Raw genomic sequence first — 17,900 nt, 5'->3', positions numbered from 1 at the left:
GGGGGTGTGCCTCCTCGCCCCACGACCGATGATCGTGCCGGCCGAAAGACGCAACATATAGCCGGCTTGAGTACTGCGCCGGCGACGCCCGCGGACTGCTGTCGGCGTGGGGCGCGCACGAAAACTGCGAGCAGCGGTCCACGATTTTGTCCGCGAGGGATTGGACGCTGTGTCGAGTCGACACACGCGGAGTGTCGCTGCAAACCGGAGAGTCATCAGACCGCGCGACGACGGGCACGGGGATGAGATCATCTCTCAAGCACATTCATCGTGTCGCGTCCGCGAGGACGATGCATTGCCTGTTCGCTTGCAAGCCGACTTGCTACCCAGAACGGTGTGTCGAGTCGACACACTGCCTCGACTTCCTCTCGGTCCCCGTCTGAGAGGATTGCGATCCAGGACACGCCCCATCGGTGCGAAGCGAGAACAAGGCATGAGGTCATCTCCTCGGCTGCACACATCCTGGGTAGCACGGGACCATGGTCCATCGCTCAGGTGCTGATCTGACGGCCGAGGCTGTGTGTCGAGTCGACACCCGCGGACCGTGGCGGCAAATCGGGAGGGCCATGGAGCGCACGACAACAAGCATGAGGATGTGACATCTCCAGCCGCCTCCATCATGTTGTGTCCGCGAAGACGATCCGTCGTCTGTTCGCTCGCTTGCTGAATTCCCACCCAGAACGGTGTGTCGAGTCGACACACGGTCGTTGCCTTCCCGCGGTAGCGGTCTCTGGCGAACGTGATCTGGGAGATACCTCGTCGGGGGGGCGCGGCTCGTGAGGAAGCGAATACGCCCAAAGTGCCTGGCGCCCGCCACGTGTGAAACCCGCAGATGCCACTGTCCTGGGCGCCAGCCGCCACAGTTGCGATTAGCGTAGCCAGCGCGTGCGTAGTATCGGGCGTGCCGGTGTGTCGACTCGACACACGGTGGACGCACTCAACGCCCTGCGGCTTCAAATAGGTCAGGCTGCTCGCCAGTGGAAAACGAGCGGCTTCAACAGTACCGGACGAGATCACGCCGCTTCGAAGATCCGCACACGTGCCATGTCTCGCATCAACACCTTGAGAACGACATCGCCCACATTGATTTTCCCTGACACCTTCTCGGCGATGTGCGCCCCGTACGCGTCACATTCAATTTCACGCCTTGCGTTCATGCTCAAGCAGTGTGCACGCGCTGTTCGCTCGTTTAGCCGACGCTTTGCGCCGAGACTCCCGGCCCGGTTGCCCTCGGGACCGGAGTAGCCCGCTTAACGGTGCCCGCGTGACGCGTGTTTTCGTACGGGTAGCTGCAGGTAAGAGGCGAACCTGTTGCGCGGTATGGCAGCGGGGTAGTAGCACTCGTCAGGTTGACGTGGCACGGCGCCGGTCTCCGCGCTCCCGCATCGAACTCGTTCTGTTATTCGTTGCTCAGCCGGCCAGCGACTGCGGAGCATGACATCTCGTCACTGAATAAGCAGCGTCCCGCAGCAAGTTCACAAATGCAACTAACTGCCAAATCCGGCCGCCAAAGATGAAGCAAGCAACACAAGGCACGCGCGCCCAATGCTCCCCCATAACGAGAAGGCAAACTAGCGATCAGCACGCCACCCATCAAGGAAATCGAACAGAGGCGCCGAGCAGCTATGGGAAGCCAGTGGGAAATCAGCCAACCGCCCAGCGACCTAAACGACGAGAACAACAGACACAGACACATCGCAGAAAGTTAAACGGCGCCCGCGCCTCAGAAAACCAGCGTGAAACAATTCACTCAAAACTGAGAAATCGGCAAAACGCCCATCCCACGGGCGCTCCACGCCTGAAACCATCCAAATTCTAGTACTTGTTTCACGGCGATAACGGACGTCCGACCCCGAAACACAGTGAGAATAGCCGCGAAGTCGCTAAATCCCCGCTCGTCGGCATCAATCGTATATTTCAATACGTATTTTGTAGTTTTCGAAAATTCGAGCCGACGTGACGCGCGAGCAGCGCTTCACCCACGCCGCACCACGTTACCTGAAGCCGCCCCCATCCGCGTCGATTAAAATTGGGCCCCATTGCCGAAGCCTCAGTCAGGGTTTCGATCCGGGACCACAGCCATGTTCAAATCGCCAGCGCGCATCACGCGCCGCTTGCGCGATAAAACAGGAATCGCCCTTTCTCCAGTCAGCGCTCGCAAACACCAAAGAGGACACGTCGTGAAGTTCATCCACGCGGCAGACCTACACCTCGACAGCCCGCTACATGGCCTGAGCGCCTATCCCGATGCGCCGGTCGCCCAATTGCGCAACGCCACGCGCGAAGCCTTGCGCCTGCTCGTCGATCGGGCCATCGAAGAAGAGGTCGCGTTCGTCGTCATTGCAGGCGACCTCTACGACGGCGACTGGAAGGACCACAACACTGGCATCTTCTTCGGCCAGCAGATGGGACGTCTGCGCAAGGCCGGCATTCGCGTCTTCGCGTTGTGGGGCAATCACGACGCGGAAAGCGAAATGACCAGGAAGCTCACGTTGCCGGACAACGTGGTGGTGTTCAGTCATCGCAAGTCTGAAACCCACGCGCTGCACGACATCAAGGTTGCACTGCACGGACAGAGCTTCAAGGACAAGGCCGTGATCGAAAATCTGGCGGTGGGCTACCCGTCGCCGGTTCCCGGCTACTACAACATCGGTGTGCTCCACACCGCGCTCGAAGGCTATGCCGCGCATGCGACCTACGCGCCATGCACGCGTGCCGAATTGCACGCAAAGGGTTACGACTACTGGGCGCTCGGTCACGTCCACGAATTTCAGCAGTGGGCGGAAGAGTCGACCATCGTCTTCCCCGGCAATCTGCAGGGCCGGCACATCCGCGAAACGGGGCGCCGGGGCGCCGTGCTCGTGAGCGTCGAAGACGGTCGCACGGAGGTCGAGCGTCTCTACCTCGACGTGCTGCGCTGGGAGTCGGTGCGCGTCGACGCGAGCGACTGCGAAAGCGTCGCGGATCTGGCGCGCAAGATCGGCGCTGCGCTCGAAGCGCTCGTCTCCTTCGACGCGCATGTGCCCCGCGCAGTCCGCGTGACGGTGACGGGCAAGTCGCCGGCACATGGACTCTTTTTCGGGCGCGCGACGCAATTGCGCGCCGAAGTGCTCAATCAGATCGGCATCATCGGCAATGACAAGTTGTGGCTCGAAAAGGTCAAGCTCGAAACGAGCGCGGCCGATACGGCTGCCGCACAGAACGAGCAGATCGAAGCGCTCGCCGACCTCAAACTGCTACTCGAAGCCGCCACGCAAGACGCCGAATTTCTCGCGCTGCTCGAACGTGATTTACGCGCCTTTATCGGCAAGGTGCGCAGCGAAGTGAAAGAAGACGCGCCGCTGCTCGAACTCGCCCGCGACGGCAAACTCGCGTCGCTGGTGGAGCAGGTCGGCCCCGCGCTGCTTGCGCGGCTTTCCACGGGAGAATGACCAGTGCGTCTCAAGCAACTCGATTTGATCAAATACGGCAAGTTCACCGACACGACCCTGCCGTTTCCGCACGCGGCGCACGATTTCCACGTCATCGTCGGGCCAAACGAAGCGGGCAAGTCCACAGTGCGGACCGCCGTGTCGGAGTTGTTGTTCGGCATGCGCCTGCAAACGCCGCTCGATTTTCTCCACAACACACCGGAATTGCGCATTGGCGGCGTGCTGGAAAACGGCGCGGTCGAGCAACGATTTCATCGCGCGCGCGGCCGCAATTCGCTGCGCACTCCGCAGGACGACAAGCTACCCGACGATTTTCTCGCGGCATTTCTCGACGGCACGAGCAAGGAGTTCTTCGAGCAGATGTTCGGCCTCGATCATGTGCGGCTCGTTGAAGGCGGGCGCAGCATTCTCGACGCATCGGACAAGCTCGGCCAGGTGTTGTTCGAATCGGCGGCGGGTGTGGGCAGCCTCGGGCCCGTGCGCGAGGAGCTCGAGAATCGCGCGGCCGAACTTTGGGCTCCGCGACGCAGCGGCAGTGCGTATGCACAGGCGGAAACGTCGTTCGCCGAGGCAACGAGCGAACTGAAGGCCGCGCAGGTGCGCACGCGCGATTGGGTCGAGAAGAAAGACGCGCTCGAAGCGGTCGAACAGGCTATCGAGCGGTTGCGCGCCGAGCAGCGCGGTCTCGAATCGCAGCGCTCGAAGCTCGAACGCGTGCGCCGCCTCGCTCCCTATATAGAAGAGCTTTCGCTCAAGCAGCGCGAGTTGGCCGCATTGGGCGAGGTCGTCGATTTACCGCCCACTGCGCATGCCGATCTGTTGAAGGCGCAAGCCGACCTTGCCGCCGAGCGCAAAGTGCAGGAAGCGCGCCAGGCCGATCTTGCAGGCAAAGAAGCCTCACGCGATGCGATCGAGCCCGATCGTGAGGCACTTGCACTCGCCGCCGAAATCGACGCGCTCGATACGCTGCGCGGCGAATGCGTCAATCATCCGCGTGAATTGCTGGTGCGTGAAACCGAGATCCGCAACCATCTCGACGCCGCATTCGCCGCTGCGGCTCAGCTAGGCTGGCCGGGGGACGAAGCCGCATTGCGCGCGGCGCTGCCTGGCGCGCTCGCGCTGAAGACGGTGACGAACCTGCTGCGCGATCACGGTCTTCGCGAGCAGGCGCTCACGACCGCGCGCGAGGTATATGACGAACAGGCGCGCAAGCTCGCCCAACTGCGGGAGCAGCTTGTGCGCCTGCCGGACATCGAAGTGCCGCACGCGTTGCGCGCCGCGCTCGACGATGCACGCGAATTGCGCAACAGTGTGACGAAGGAAAGCGCGCTCGAGCGCGAACTCGCGGATGCGCAGCGCACGGTCGAAGAGAAACGCCAACTGCTGGGCCAATGGAGCAAGCCGGTGCCAGCACTGCGCGCGCTCGATCTGCCATCGGCTACGCGCCTGGCCGCGCTGCAAAAGGAAGAAAGCGATCGCCTGAGCGCAGTGGCCGCAGCGCGAGAAGCAGTCGCAGCCGCGCAAGAAGAGATCGAGCGTTTCGAATTGCAGGAGACGCATTTCACGCAGGGCAACAAGGTTGTCACGACTGCGCAAGTGCAGGCGGCGCGCACGCGCCGCGATAGCGCGTGGAACGAAGTCAGGCAGGCGCGCGTCAGTCTCGCGGATGGCGCACCCGTCGTGGACGACGCTATGCGCCTCGCCGACGAACTCGTCGACGCGCAACTCGGCACCTCGCAGGCGGCGGCCACATTGCAGAACTTGCGTCAGCAAGTCGAAACAGCGCGCGCGAATGCGCAGCGCAAGCTTGCGGCATTGAGCGAACGCGAGCGCGAGCTCGAAGCCTTTCGCAATACCTGGACGCAAATTGCCATTGATGCGCAACTGGCTGGCATGCCGATTGCGGACATGGGCGCTTGGCTCGCGAATCGCGAAGCGGCGCTCAATGCACAGAGCGAATGCGATCGCCGCGCGAGTGAGCTTGAAGCGCGTCGAGCGGCGCGCATCGCCGCGCATGCCGAGCTGCTCGAAACGTTGCGCCCGGTGGCGCAGGCAAACGAGGGCGACGCACTGACTACGTTGATCGGCATCGCGGAAACCGTCGTGCAATCGGCTCAGAGGAGCGCCGTGCAGCGCGAAGGTCTTGAAACGCAGATTCGCGACGTCGAACGCGCGAGTGAATCCGCTCAATCCCGTTTGACCATTGAACAGGAAGCCTACGCAAAGTGGCAGACGCAATGGCGAGAGGCTCTCGCGCAAGCGAATCTCGGCGCTCGCGCGGCGACGCTCGCAGCAGCGGAAGGCGCCGTCGAACTCGCCAATATCATTGCGGCCGCTTTTTCGGACGCCGAAGCACCCCGTCACCGCATTCGCGCGATCCGCACGCAACTGGCGATGCTGGAAACCGACGCGCGACGCCTCGCCGAGGCGCTCGCGCCCGAATGGTCCGCGTCGAGTGACGGCATCGACGTGGCGCGTCAGCTCGCGGCGCGGCTGGCAGCCGCGCGCGAAACGGCAAAATGCCTCGCCCAGGCCGATGCAGAAGTGCAGCTTGCCCGCACGCGCGTGGCCGATGCCGCCGCGGCGGTGGCGGGGGCACAGGCGCGCATCGAGCCCATTCTGCAGCTCGCGGGCGTGAACGGAATCGATGCGGCATTGCCGCTCGCCGAGCGTTCCGACGCGCGCCGTGCGCTGTCGAAAGCGATCTCGGCGGCGCGGGACACGCTCGTGCGCGAAGGCGATGGACTTGCGCAGGAGGCCATCGCGGCAGAGATTGCGGAGCAGCCCATTACCGAGCTGCCTGCGCTGCTGGCAACGGTGAATCAGAAACGCGAAGCCGGCGACCGTGCGTTGAGCGAGTGCCTGCAGCAGCAGGTCAGCGCGAGGCAGGCGTTCGAAGCCATCAACGGCCAGGCCAATGCCGCGCTGGCCGAAGCAAAACGCCAGGAAGCCCTGAGCGCCATGGGCGAAGCCGCCGAGCAATATCTCGAAGCCGCGACCGCGAGCCGCTTGCTCAAATGGGCAACGGATCGTTATCGCGACCAGAAGCAGGGGCCGATGCTGCGTCGCGCAGGTGAAATATTCAGCGGACTCACGCTCGGTGATTTCGCGAGGCTCGTGGTGGATAACGAACGCAATCCGCCCGCATTGCATGCACGGCGCAGTAACGGCAAAACCGTGGAAGTGAGTGGAATGAGTGAAGGCACGCGCGACCAGCTTTTTCTCGCGCTGCGTATCGCGGCTCTCGAATTGCAGCTGGTGAGCAAGGCGGCGCTGCCTTTCGTTGCCGACGATCTCTTCATCAATTTCGACGACGAGCGCGCAAAGGCCGGTTTCGCGGCATTACGGAATCTCTCCGCGAAAACCCAGGTGTTGTTTCTCACGCACCACGATCATCTTTTGCCCATGATTCGCGAGATATTCGGCGTGCAGGTCAATGTCGTCGAATTGCAGCGCGCGCCTCTCGTCGCCTAGCGGTGCGAATGTTTCTCAATGGAAATTCATGGAGACATTGTTTGCGGAACGATCAATAGTCTGATCAGGAAACATGTTTTTCACTACAAAACATTCGTTTAAATTGCCAGCATGCGTGATTTGACTTCATAATCACCTTGTCTTTCGCGACGCCCATGCCGACAAGATCGCAATTCGATCGGCCAGTGATGGTTGAAGGGTGTCCGTAAAAACCGTGAATAAGGAGGTGTGAATGGTCACCCTGGATGCAATTCAATCGAAGATCGCAAAGCTGCAAAAGCAGGCCGAATCGATCGTGGAAAAACAAACGTCGGTCGGTCTCACGAAAATTCGCGATCTGATGGCCAAACATGGCCTGAGCGTGGCCGACATCGAACGCTTCGTCGGCAAGAAGCGTGGCCGCAAACCTGGCAAAGGCGTCAAAGCCGCAGGCCCAAAGCGCACCGTTGCGGCCAAATATGCCGATCCGAAAACGGGCGCCACGTGGACCGGCCGCGGCCGTGCGCCGGCGTGGATTCGCGACGTGAAAGACCGTTCGAAATTCCAGATCGACGGCAGCGCGGCAAAGGCCGCCACCAAAGTCGCACGCAAACCGCGCGCCAATGCGGCGGCGGTGAAAAAGACCGCGGCGAAGCGCGCCAAGGCCGCGCCCGCAAGGAAAGCCGCACCCGCAAAACGGGCGGCGCGTAAAACCGCAGGCCGTAGAGCCGCGGCAAAGCCGGCACAAGCCGCAGCGGCTGCTTAATAAAGTCGCTGAGAAAAGCGCATAAGCGAAATTCGCTTGCGAACCGGTGGCCGCGCCGGCGTTTCGACGCCCGCGGCCACTTTCACATGAGCGGCGCGAAACGACGCGCGCCTATTGCCCTGATCGTCACCGATGTCCGGTCTTTCGTTTTCCTCGGGGCTTCTCGCGCCCCATCTGCAGTCGCTCGACGGACTTCAATTGCTCGGCATTGCGGTTGCGCTCGTGCTGGGCGGCATGGTGAAGGGCGTGACGGGCATAGGCGTGCCGCTCGTGGCCATGCCCATCGTCACGCATTTTTTGCCGGTCAAGGAAGCGGTGCTGCTGCTGTCCATGCCGATCATTCTCGGCAATATTCCGCAGGCGCTGGAGGGGGGCGAAATGCTGCCTACCGTGCGCACTATCGCGGCGCCGCTAATTGGCACCGTGATCGGCAATGTGATTGGGGTGTCGGTACTGATCGCACTTGAGCCGCATCACGCCCAGGCGGCCTCGGGTGTCGCGTTGATCGTGGCGGCGTTGCTTTTGCTCGTCTCGCCGCGTTTCAAGCTCGCGCCTGCACTCGCGCGGCCGGTGGGATTCGCGCTCGGTTTCGGGGCGGCGCTCATGGAGAGCATTGCCGCCGTGCCGGGGCCGTTGCTCGCCATGTATCTGATCGCGTCGGGCGCCACGGGCCGCGCCTTCACGAAGCAGATTGCGATCATTCTCGTCGTTTCGGTCATCACGCTCATCACGACGTTCAGCCACGGCGCGCACGCCAATCTCGTCGATCTCGCGATTTCGGCGGCGGCCAGCGTGCCCGCCATCGCGGGCATGCTGCTCATTAGACCGTTGCGCGACAGAATGCATCCGCTCGCGTTTCGCGTGGTCGTGCTCGTGTGCGTGCTGGCCGCGGCCGTACAGATGATCGTCAAATCGCACGTGCTGTTTTGACGATCGCCTGACTCAATGGCTGATCGCTTCGAGCGAGAGCCCGCGCGTCACCGGCCCTAGCAGAATCATCACGATGCCCACGAGCATCGAAGCGCCGATGAACACCGCGACGCCAGGCACACCGTAATGATGGAGCAGGATGCCGATGGCGAGCCCCGCGAATGCGGCGGCGATGCGGCTCCACGAGTACACGAAGCCGACGGCGCGAGCGCGGATACGCGTCGGGTAAAGCTCGGCCTGGTAACCGTGATAGGCGTAGGACATCACGTTCGAAGCGAGCGTGAAGAGCACGCCCAGCACGATCAGGACCCACGGCTGCGTGGCTTGCGCGAATAGCGTAATCACCACCGCCATCATCAGGAGGCCGCCGACGATCTGCGTCTTGCGCTCCAGCTTGTCGGCGAACCACACGCCAATCAGCGGCCCGAACGGATTGGCGATGGCAATCACGAAGGCGTACGCAAGACTCTGCGTGATGTGGACGCCACGCGCGATCAGCAGCGTCGGCACCCATGCCGCGAAGCCGTAAAAGCCGATCACCTGCGCCATGTTGAAAATCGACAGAATCACCGTGCGCCGCAAATACGGCGCACGCAGCACTTCGCCAAGCGAGCCGCGCCCGGCTTTTTCAAGCGAGATCGCCCCGAGCGGCGGCAACGCCGTGCCCGTTTCTGCCGTGACGCGCCGCTCGATGTCGGCAACGATGCGTTCCGCTTCGTCCTCACGGCCATTGCGCGCGAGCCAGCGCGGACTTTCGGGAATACTCCGGCGCAGGAACCACACCACCACCGCGCCCACCGAACCGATCAGGATCACCACGCGCCAGTAGTCGAGGCCGATAGGATGCGTGTCCTTGAGGATATAGGCGAGAAACGCGACGACGGGCACCACGCTGAAGGTGATGAACTGGTTGACCGCATAGGCGCGGCCGCGCTCGCCGCTCGGGATCAGTTCGGAAATGTACGTGTCGATGGTCACGAGCTCGATGCCAATGCCGATGCCGGCAATGAAGCGCCAGATATTGAGCGCCTGGCCGCTCGTCTGAAACGCCATGATCGCCGTGCAGGCGATGTACCAGATCAGCGACCACGTGAAGATCATGCGCCGCCCGAACCGGTCGGCGACCTGGCCGAACGCGAGCGCGCCGACCCACAGCCCGGCGAAGGTCGAGAACACGAAGGTCCCGAAGCCGGCCACCTTGAGCGGACCGAGCGCGGAAAAGAAGCCGAGCGATTCCGGCGTGAAAAGACCCGAATGCACCATGCCGGGCGCGACATAGCCCGTGAAGAAGAGGTCGTAAAACTCGAATACGCCGCCGAGCGACAGCAGAATCACCATCGACCAGACTGTGCGCGACGGCGGCAGCCGGTCGAAGCGGGCGGCGATTTCCGCCGATTTTTCAATGGACATCCCGATTCCTCATTACATTTTGAAAGCGTGTGGGGAACAACATGCGCCTGCATCGATGTGTTTGCATGGCTTGCGCGCGACGTATGCAAATGCTGAAACAGGCCATAGCACGCACTTTATGGGTGCCGCGACGTGGAAGCACCTGGTTGAAACCCAAATGCGTTGCGCTTATGACAATGCCGCTTATGCCAACGAGGGAGGCAATGAGTCGGCCGCGCTTTACGCGATGCTCGCGCCTGTGTGGCTCACGCGGTTGCGGCCGGCGTGTTTGGCCGCATACAAGGCGGCGTCGGCGGCTTCGATCAGCGCATTAGGGGACGACGCAACGATCGCGTCGCGCGTGGCGCAGCCCGCGCTCACCGTGACGAGGCCGCCTGCGGAGGGGGAGGGAATGCCGAGTTGCTCGACGGCGGCACGTGCGCGTTCGGCGAGCGCCGCGGCTTCATTTGCGCCGGTATCGGGCAGGACGAGCGCGAATTCTTCGCCGCCATAGCGCGCGACAAAGCCGCCGGGCGCGTGCCGCGTGCTCGCAAGCGTGGCGGCGAGCGCGCTCGCTACGGCGCCGAGACAGGCGTCGCCGTGCAGATGGCCGAAGGCGTCGTTGTAGTGCTTGAAGTGATCGACATCGAGCATCACGAGCGACAGCGGCTGGCCGCTGCGCGCGGCGCGCTCGAAGGCCTCGCGGAACTGCTCGTCGAAATAGCTGCGGTTGTAGACGCGCGTGAGCGCATCGCGTGCGGAGGCGCGGATCAGCGTGGCGTGTTCTTCGGCGAGCTGACGATAGAGCGCCGTCACTTCCCACACCAGCACGCACACGAGCACGCCTGGCGCGAACATGCTGAACACGCGCGCGACATACCAGCCCACCGTGAAGCGCTCGATGCTGAGCGTATTGAGCGCGGCGTCGACGAGCGAGGCGAGCAGCGCCACCACGATCCACAAATCGAGCACGAGGCGCAGCCGTCCCTTGAGCAGCACGAGCGCGATGGCGATCAGGTTGAGCGCGCAGATCACGAGACCCGCGAGATTGTTCGCGATGGCCGACACCGGCGAGGGAGCAGGCGCAGCGTTCGCAACGTCGTGAAACGGCGATGCGAGATCGACGTGCGTGACGAGCACGCCGAGCAGGGCGGCGAGCGCCGCCGGGCCCGCGATCAGCAGCCAGCCGCGTGCGTCGAGACGTTCGCGGGCGAACGGCGGGGCGGGCAGGCGCTTTCTCACCAGTTCGGCGACGATGACGAGCGCGGGAAAGCCTGCGTGCCAGAACACCCACATCCATGCGGCGCTATTCGGGAGCGCGCCGAGCAGCCCCGTGCGCGCGAACACGCCAGGAAACATCAACAGCTGCAGCGCAACGGCAATGGCCGTGAACGCGTAGGCGCCGCCCAGCGCCGCGAGCATGGCCACGCGCGTAGCCGCGAAACGCGCGCCCAGCAAGAACGCCGCGATGCTCGACGTGGTGAATACGGCGAGCGCGCACATCGGCATGAACGGGGCGATGCCGGGCAACGCGTCGCGTGCACGCGGCGCCGCGAGCGCGAGCGTGAGGAGGATCGCAAACGCGCATATGCTGGCGAAGAGCGCCTGCCTGCGTGTTGCCGGACCGATCAGCAAGCCGTCCATATGATGACTTTTGGGTTGATGCGCAGCTCGAGCATGTGATCGTGGCGTGACAGCGTGAGGGCCGCTCGCGTCCGGAAAGCAGACTAAATTGACTGAAGGTATTGTGCTCCGAATCGGCTAAATAGTGGGGCACGGATGCGCGAGCCCAGTTATATTGAGTTTCGGTTATGAGCGCGCTACATTGGGCGCGCGAATTTCGGCATCGCGCGATCGGTGGTCGTCACGCGCGGGCGTGGCTCATGTAATTTGTATGTAAGGATTGCTGATGATGCATCGCGTATCGCGCGACCACCGCGAAGGCTATGGTTGGCTCGGCGGTCGTGCGGGCCAGACGAGGCTTGGCTGGTCCGCGTTGGGGTTGGCTTGCGTGTTCGGCGCGCTGGCTTTCGTTTTCGCAGTGCCGTTCGATGCACGCCTATGTGCCGTGATGTCGAGCGCGTGCCTCAATCTCTTCATCGTCGCCTTCGGCACACGGCTGTCGGCGGCGCGCGCGCCAGCCGGCGAACCGGTCTCGAAGACTTCGCTGCGCCTCTTGCGCCTCGCGTTCCAGCGCAATTCGGAGGCCGCCGACATGCGCAGCCTGCTGCGGTCGCTGCCGTGGCAAGGGTGGATCGCGCCGCTCGGCGCGCTCTTTTCGCTTGCGTTCGCCATCTCTGCGTGGATGTCCCCCGCCTATGCGCCAACGGTTCCGCAACGTGAATCCGCGTCTTTTCTCGTAGCGGGAGCCGCTGCGCTCGTCATCGCTTTTGCTGCGCTCGTGGCGGAGCGCTTTCATGCGCAGCGCGCCGCGCAGTCACGCGAATCCGCCGCGCTCGCGGGGCCGTTGCGTCTGGTGCTCGTCGCTGCGTTGAGTATGGCGGCTTCAGTTGCGGCGCTGGCTTATGCGGGCGAGGCGCTTACATGGCTAGTGCGTATCGTCGCCCTGCTTTCCGGTGTGATTGCCGTCGAACTCGGCCTGCGTGCGCTGCTCGCTGCGCTGGCAAAGCCCGGCGATGACCGCTTCCTGCATAGCACTATCGCGGGCGTGCTGAGCGTGCAGGCACGTCCGGTCGCCGCACTGAATGCCCAGTTGCGTATGCGTTATGGCATCGATCTGCGGCAGAACTGGGCGCTCCAGAGTTTCGTTCGCCTCCTGCCAGGCGCGCTCGCGGCCATGGTGGTGGCGGGCTGGCTACTCGGCGGCGTGACGATCCTCGGCCCCGATCAGCGCGCTGTGTACGAGCGCTTCGGCGCACCTGTCGCCGTGTGGCAGCCGGGCCTGCATGTGGGCCTGCCCTGGCCCTTCGGTCGCGCGCGCGTGATCGACAACGGCGCGGTCCATCAACTGATCGTCTCGGGCAGCGCGAACGACAGCAGCCGCGCCGCGCCTGCCGTTTCCGCCGATGGCGACACACCCGCGCAATTGAATCGCCTGTGGGATGTGACGCATCCCTGGGAGACGACTCAGGTGATCGCGGGCACGAGCGGCGCCCAGCAGGCGTTCCAGATCGTGAGCGCGGACGTGCGGCTCGACTATCGCGTCGGGCTTACGGACGCGGCGGCGCGTGCCTCGCTGTATCGCGCTGTCGCTATGGACGACACGGTGCGCTCGATCGCGAACCGCGAGGTCGTGCGTTACCTCGCGTCGCGCACGCTGCCGTCGCTGCTCGACACGCCGCAAACGGCCATGGCCGGCGCGCTGCGCGGCGCCGTGCAGCGCGAATTGGACCGGCTCGCGAGCGGCATCGAGGTCGTGGCCGTGGTGATCGAGAGCGTGCATCCGCCTGCGGGCGCGGCCGCCGCGTATCACGGCGTGCAGGCCGCGCAAATTCGCGCGCAGGCCAGTGTGGTGCAGGCGCACGGCTTTGCGGCGACGGCGCTTGGGCAAGCGCAGCAGCAGGCGATCGAGACCGTCGCGCTGGGTAGCGCGAACGCGGCGGACACGCTTGCCGCCGCGCGCGCCCAGCAGATCGCCTTCGACGCCGATGTGATCGCGCAGCAGCTCGGCGGGCCGGCATTCGGCTTCGAGTATTACCTGCACAGCCTGCAAAAAGGGCTGAAAAACGCGAGCGTGACCGTGATCGACGACCGGCTAGCGAGCGGCAGCCGCGCGACGATCGACCTGCGCACGTTGAGCCCGGCCGCGGCGGCTGGCATGAAGAAGGCGTGGTGACCCGTTACCCCATAGACAGAGTAAGGTGATTCGACAGTGAGCCTTTTGCATACGCACGGCGATGCGCATTCTCATCATCATCATGACCACGGCGCAGGCAGCTCGGGTGGCGCAGGCGGCCTCGCGCCCGTGAATCCCCGGCGTTTTGCGTTGCGCGTGGCGTTCGCACTGTTCTGCGTGATCGTCGCGCTCATCGTGGCGAGCGTCGTGCAGGTGCGCGAGGGCGAGGCCACCGTGGTCACGCGCTTTGGCGACCCCGTGCGCGTGCTGCTGCGGCCCGGTCTCGCGTGGCGCCTGCCTGCGCCCATCGAGGCCGCGGTGCCGGTGGACCTGCGGCTGCACACGACGTCGAGCGGTTTGCAGGACGTCGGCACGCGCGATGGCTTGCGCATCATCGTGCAGGCCTATGTGGCCTGGCGCGTGCCCGCCAATGCGAACGACATTGGCCGCTTCGTGCGTGCCGTGCGCAACGAACCCGACGAAGCCGCGCGCCAGATTCGCTCGCTCGTCGGGTCGGCCTTGCAGACGACGTCTGCCGGCTTCGATCTTGCCTCGCTCGTGAACACCGATCCGTCGCAGGTCCGCATCGGCGCATTCGAAGAGGCGCTGCGCCGCCAGGTCGATGCGCAGGTGTACGCGGCCTATGGCGTGCACGTCGTGCAGGTGGGGCTCGAGCGTCTCACGCTGCCCGCCGTGACGCTGGCGGCAACGGTCGATCGCATGCGCGCCGAACGCGAGACCGTGGCCGCGCAGCGCACCGCCGAAGGCCTGCGCGAAGCGGCGCAGATCCGCTCCGACGCCGATCGCGACGCACGCGTGCTGATCGCCGACGCCAGCGTGAAAGCCGCCGATATCGAGGCGCAATCGCGCAAGGATGCGGCGGCGATCTACGGCAAGAGCTACGCCGCCGATCCGCAGCTCTATACGATGCTGCGCTCGCTCGACACGCTCGGCACCGTCGTCAACAGCAACACGAACCTGATCCTGCGCACCGATGCCGCGCCGTTCCGCGCACTGGTGCAGGGGCCGCCCGGGCTCGGAGCGGCCGCGGCGCCGTCTGGGCAGATCGTTGCGCCCGCAACCACTTCGCGCGCGCGCGGGCACACGCCATGAGCACGAGCGACAACTTCCCGGCGCTCGGGCCCGGCGCACAGGCGGTGCGTCTGTCGTTCTGGTTCGTGGCGGCGCTGGCCGTGCTGGCCGCGCTCGCGTGGGCCACGTCGAACGTGCGCCGCATTCCCGCCGACAGCAGCGCCGTCGTGATGCGCTTTGGCGCCTACGTGCGCAGCCAGGGCGCGGGACTGCTCGTCGCGTTACCGCGGCCGTTCGAAACGGTGCTGCTCGTGCCGGGCAGCGAGCGTGTGCTCGAGAAGCGCATCGTCTCGCTTACACGCGATCCGGGTGCGCCCGCGCAACTGAGCGATGCAAGCGACGCGCTCGCGGGGTCCGGCTACGTGCTCACGGGCGACAACGGCGTCGTGCAGGTGAGCGCGACGCTGTTCTACCGCGTGAGCGACCCTTACGCGTATGCGTTGCAGCTCGAGCATCTCGACGCCGCGCTCGAGCGCATCGTCTCGGCCGCGCTCGCGCAAACCGCCGCGCAACGCGACCTCGATTCGATCCTCGTCGCGCGCCCGGAGATGGTGGCCGCCGATCAGCAGATGGCCGCGCGCCGCGAGCAATTGCGCGGCGACCTCGCACGCGCGGTCCAGCGCCAGCTCGACGCGCTGACTGCCGCGCGTGCGGGGCTCGGCATCGAGGTCTCGCGCATGGATCTGCAAGCGTCGTTTCCAGCCTCGGCGGTCGATGCGTTCAATGCCGTGCTGACTTCGCTGCAGAACGCCGAGCGCGATGTCGCGCAGGCGCGCACGCTCGCGGAAAAAACGCGGCAGCACGCGCAGCAGAGCGCCGACCGCATCGTGCAGGACGCGCAAGCGAGCGCTGCGGAGCGCGTGGCGACGGCGCAGTCGGAAACCTCGACGATCGCGCAACTCGAAGCGGCGCTCGGCGCGAACCATGACCCGGGGCTGCTTGCGCGTGCGTATCGCGACCGCGTGCAGGCGGTGCTCGCGCACGCCGCGCGCGTGACGACGCTCGACCCCAACGACGCATCGAGCCTCGTGCTGCCGGGGCGCGCGCCATGACCACGCCATACGACACGCCGACGAGTCAGCGCGCACCCGGCGCCGCACAGGAAACCGGATCCGCGCACGCCCACGGCCACGCACGCGAGGTTCACGAAGCTCCCGCAGGGCCATCCGTCGCCACGCTCGTCATGTCGGACGCCGAGCGCCGCGCCATCACTCGCCACACGTCGCTCGCGCTGTTCGCGGGCGCATTGCTGCTGCTCTCGCTCGCGTGGCCGCATCTGGCGAGCGGCAGCGCCACGCTCGCGCAGGTGCTGGCTGCGGCGGCCTCGCTCGTGGTCGCGCCGCCCGTGTTCGCGGGCGCGTGGCGCAGCCTGAGGACGCCGAGTCTGCACGGCGTGACCGACCGCCTCATCGCGCTCGCCATGCTCGGCGCCTGGGCCGTGGGCGACATGACGACGGCCGCGCTTCTGCCCATCGTGATGACCTTCGGCCACGCGCTCGAAGAGCGCAGCGTGCTCGGCTCGCAGGAAGCGATCCGCGCGCTGGGCCGCCTCACTGCCGGCGACGTCCGGCGTGTGAGCGCCGCGGGCGCGATCGAGACTGTGCCCTATGACGCGCTTCGTCCCGGCGACGTCGTCGACGTGCTGCCCGGCTCGCGCGTGCCCGCGGACGGCATCGTGCGGCACGGCCGCTCGGCCATCGACAACGGGCCGATCACTGGCGAATCGTTGCCGCAGGACGCGGGCGAGGGCGCGCGCGTCTTCGGCGGCGCGATGAATCTGGACGGCCCGCTGCGCGTGGAGATCACGCACGTCGGCAAGGCCTCGACGCTGGGCAAGGTCGTCGAGTTGATGCAGCGTGCCGAAGCCGCGAAGCCGCCTATCACGCAGGCGCTCGAACGCTACATGGACGCCTACCTCGCGCTCGTGCTGCTGATCGCGGCGATCGTGTGGTTCGTGAGCGCGAATGCCTCGTCCATGCTCGCGGTGATCGTCGCCGCGTGCCCATGCGCGCTCGTGCTGGCAGCGCCTTCCACCGCGATCGCCGGCATCGCGGCGGGTGCGCGGCGCGGCATCTTGTTCAGGAATGCGGCCTTTATCGACGCGCTGGCCGAAATCGATACGCTCGTGATCGACAAGACGGGCACGCTCACGCACGGCGAATTGCGCGTGACGACGGTGATGTTGCAGCCGGGTGCGGACGAAGCCACCACACTGGCGCTGGCCGCGCATCTCGCCCAGGTCAGCGCGCATCCGGTGTGTCGCGCGCTGTTGCGCTACGGCGCGCCGGGCACGCCGCCAACCGAGCCGCCCCCGCACGCGCGCGAGATGCGCGGACTCGGCGTGCTCGCGACGATGCCGGAAGGTGAGGCGGTGCTGGGCCGCCATGATCTGCTCGAACAATACGTGAGCGCGCTGCCGCCCGCGCCCGCGCAGCTGGACGGCCCGTGCGCAGGCCTCGCGCTGAACGGCCGCCTGCTCGCATGGTTCGGTTTCGCCGACACGGTGCGCCCGGAAGCGCGCGAAGCGTTGGACGGAATGCGTGCGCTCGGCATCGAGCGTGCGACGCTGCTCACGGGCGACCGCGAGCGCGTGGCGCGCCGCGTGGCCGCCGAAGTGGGCATCGACACCGTGGTGGCGCATGCGCTGCCGCACGACAAGCTCGACTATGTGCTGGGCGAGATCGGCGCGGGGCGCCGCCCGATGGTGGTCGGCGACGGCCTGAACGACGTGCTCGCGATCAAGGCCGGCGCGACCAGCGTGGCGATGGGCGAGCGCGGCATCGATATCGCCGTGGCCGCCGCCGATATCGTGCTGCTCGCCGACGACCTGCGCCGCGTGCCGGACAGCGTGCGCCTCGGGCGGCGTTGCCGGCGCATCGCGACGGCGAATGCGGCGATCGGGCTGGCGTGGACGGTGGCCGTCATCACGCTCGCGGCGCTAGGCGTGTTGAGCGCCGTGGCGAGCGCGGTGCTGCACAACGTGGGCACGTTCGTCGTGATCGCGAACGCGGGGCGCCTCCTGCGCGACGAATGACGAACGCCG

10 protein-coding genes are annotated in these 17,900 nt (G+C 65.5%); 8 read left to right on the top strand and 2 right to left on the bottom strand.

From position 1 onward, the window contains the following. The first annotated feature begins 2,180 nt into the window (after positions 1–2,180). The 4 genes from AB4Y36_RS14515 (at position 2,181) to AB4Y36_RS14500 (ending at position 8,580) form a co-directional block, all read left to right on the top strand. Complete coding sequence (locus AB4Y36_RS14515) at positions 2,181–3,431, top strand: exonuclease SbcCD subunit D (protein WP_368683338.1); 1,251 nt, start codon at positions 2,181–2,183, stop codon at positions 3,429–3,431. 3 nt (positions 3,432–3,434) lie between these two features. Next, positions 3,435–6,905, top strand: coding sequence for an AAA family ATPase (locus AB4Y36_RS14510; RefSeq protein WP_368683337.1), 3,471 nt, complete (start codon positions 3,435–3,437; stop codon positions 6,903–6,905). A gap of 232 nt (positions 6,906–7,137) precedes the next feature. Continuing rightward, the gene (locus AB4Y36_RS14505; protein ID WP_069262990.1) at positions 7,138–7,650 is read left to right on the top strand and encodes an H-NS histone family protein; all 513 of its coding nucleotides are present in this window, start codon (positions 7,138–7,140) and stop codon (positions 7,648–7,650) included. A 132-nt stretch (positions 7,651–7,782) separates the two neighbouring features. After that, entirely contained in the window at positions 7,783–8,580 is a 798-nt protein-coding gene (locus AB4Y36_RS14500) for a sulfite exporter TauE/SafE family protein (RefSeq protein ID WP_069262991.1), read from the top strand. 12 nt (positions 8,581–8,592) lie between these two features. On the opposite strand, the gene AB4Y36_RS14495 is transcribed toward AB4Y36_RS14500, so the two are convergent. Both AB4Y36_RS14495 and AB4Y36_RS14490 read right to left on the bottom strand, forming a co-directional pair. After that, complete coding sequence (locus tag AB4Y36_RS14495; protein ID WP_342949363.1) at positions 8,593–9,990, bottom strand: MFS transporter; 1,398 nt, start codon at positions 9,988–9,990, stop codon at positions 8,593–8,595. Between the two features lie 219 nt (positions 9,991–10,209). Continuing rightward, positions 10,210–11,613: a diguanylate cyclase gene (locus tag AB4Y36_RS14490; protein ID WP_342949362.1), complete on the bottom strand. Its 1,404-nt coding sequence runs from the start codon at positions 11,611–11,613 to the stop codon at positions 10,210–10,212. A 265-nt stretch (positions 11,614–11,878) separates the two neighbouring features. Between AB4Y36_RS14490 and AB4Y36_RS14485 the strand changes: the two genes are divergently transcribed. Genes AB4Y36_RS14485 through AB4Y36_RS14470 form a run of 4 tightly spaced genes read left to right on the top strand, consistent with a single transcriptional unit; the run spans position 11,879 to position 17,891 of the window. Beyond that, positions 11,879–13,765 carry an SPFH domain-containing protein gene (locus AB4Y36_RS14485; protein ID WP_368683336.1) on the top strand — a complete coding sequence of 629 codons (1,887 nt, stop codon included), beginning with the start codon at positions 11,879–11,881 and terminating at the stop codon, positions 13,763–13,765. 36 nt (positions 13,766–13,801) lie between these two features. Continuing rightward, positions 13,802–14,878, top strand: coding sequence for a protease modulator HflC (gene hflC / locus AB4Y36_RS14480; protein ID WP_368683335.1), 1,077 nt, complete (start codon positions 13,802–13,804; stop codon positions 14,876–14,878). Then, entirely contained in the window at positions 14,875–15,909 is a 1,035-nt protein-coding gene (gene hflK, locus AB4Y36_RS14475; RefSeq protein ID WP_069262995.1) for a protease modulator HflK, read from the top strand. The genes hflC and hflK overlap by 4 nt, the downstream gene beginning before the upstream one ends. After that, positions 15,906–17,891 (top strand): heavy metal translocating P-type ATPase, encoded by a 1,986-nt coding sequence (locus tag AB4Y36_RS14470; protein WP_368683334.1) that lies wholly within the window; start codon positions 15,906–15,908, stop codon positions 17,889–17,891. Before hflK ends, AB4Y36_RS14470 begins: the two co-directional genes overlap by 4 nt. Positions 17,892–17,900: the final 9 nt, after the last annotated feature.

The sequence above is a fragment of the Paraburkholderia sp. BR10936 genome, from assembly GCF_040965735.1.
Lineage (GTDB): Bacteria > Pseudomonadota > Gammaproteobacteria > Burkholderiales > Burkholderiaceae > Paraburkholderia > Paraburkholderia nodosa_A.
This window is presented reverse-complemented; position numbering and strand designations above follow the sequence as displayed.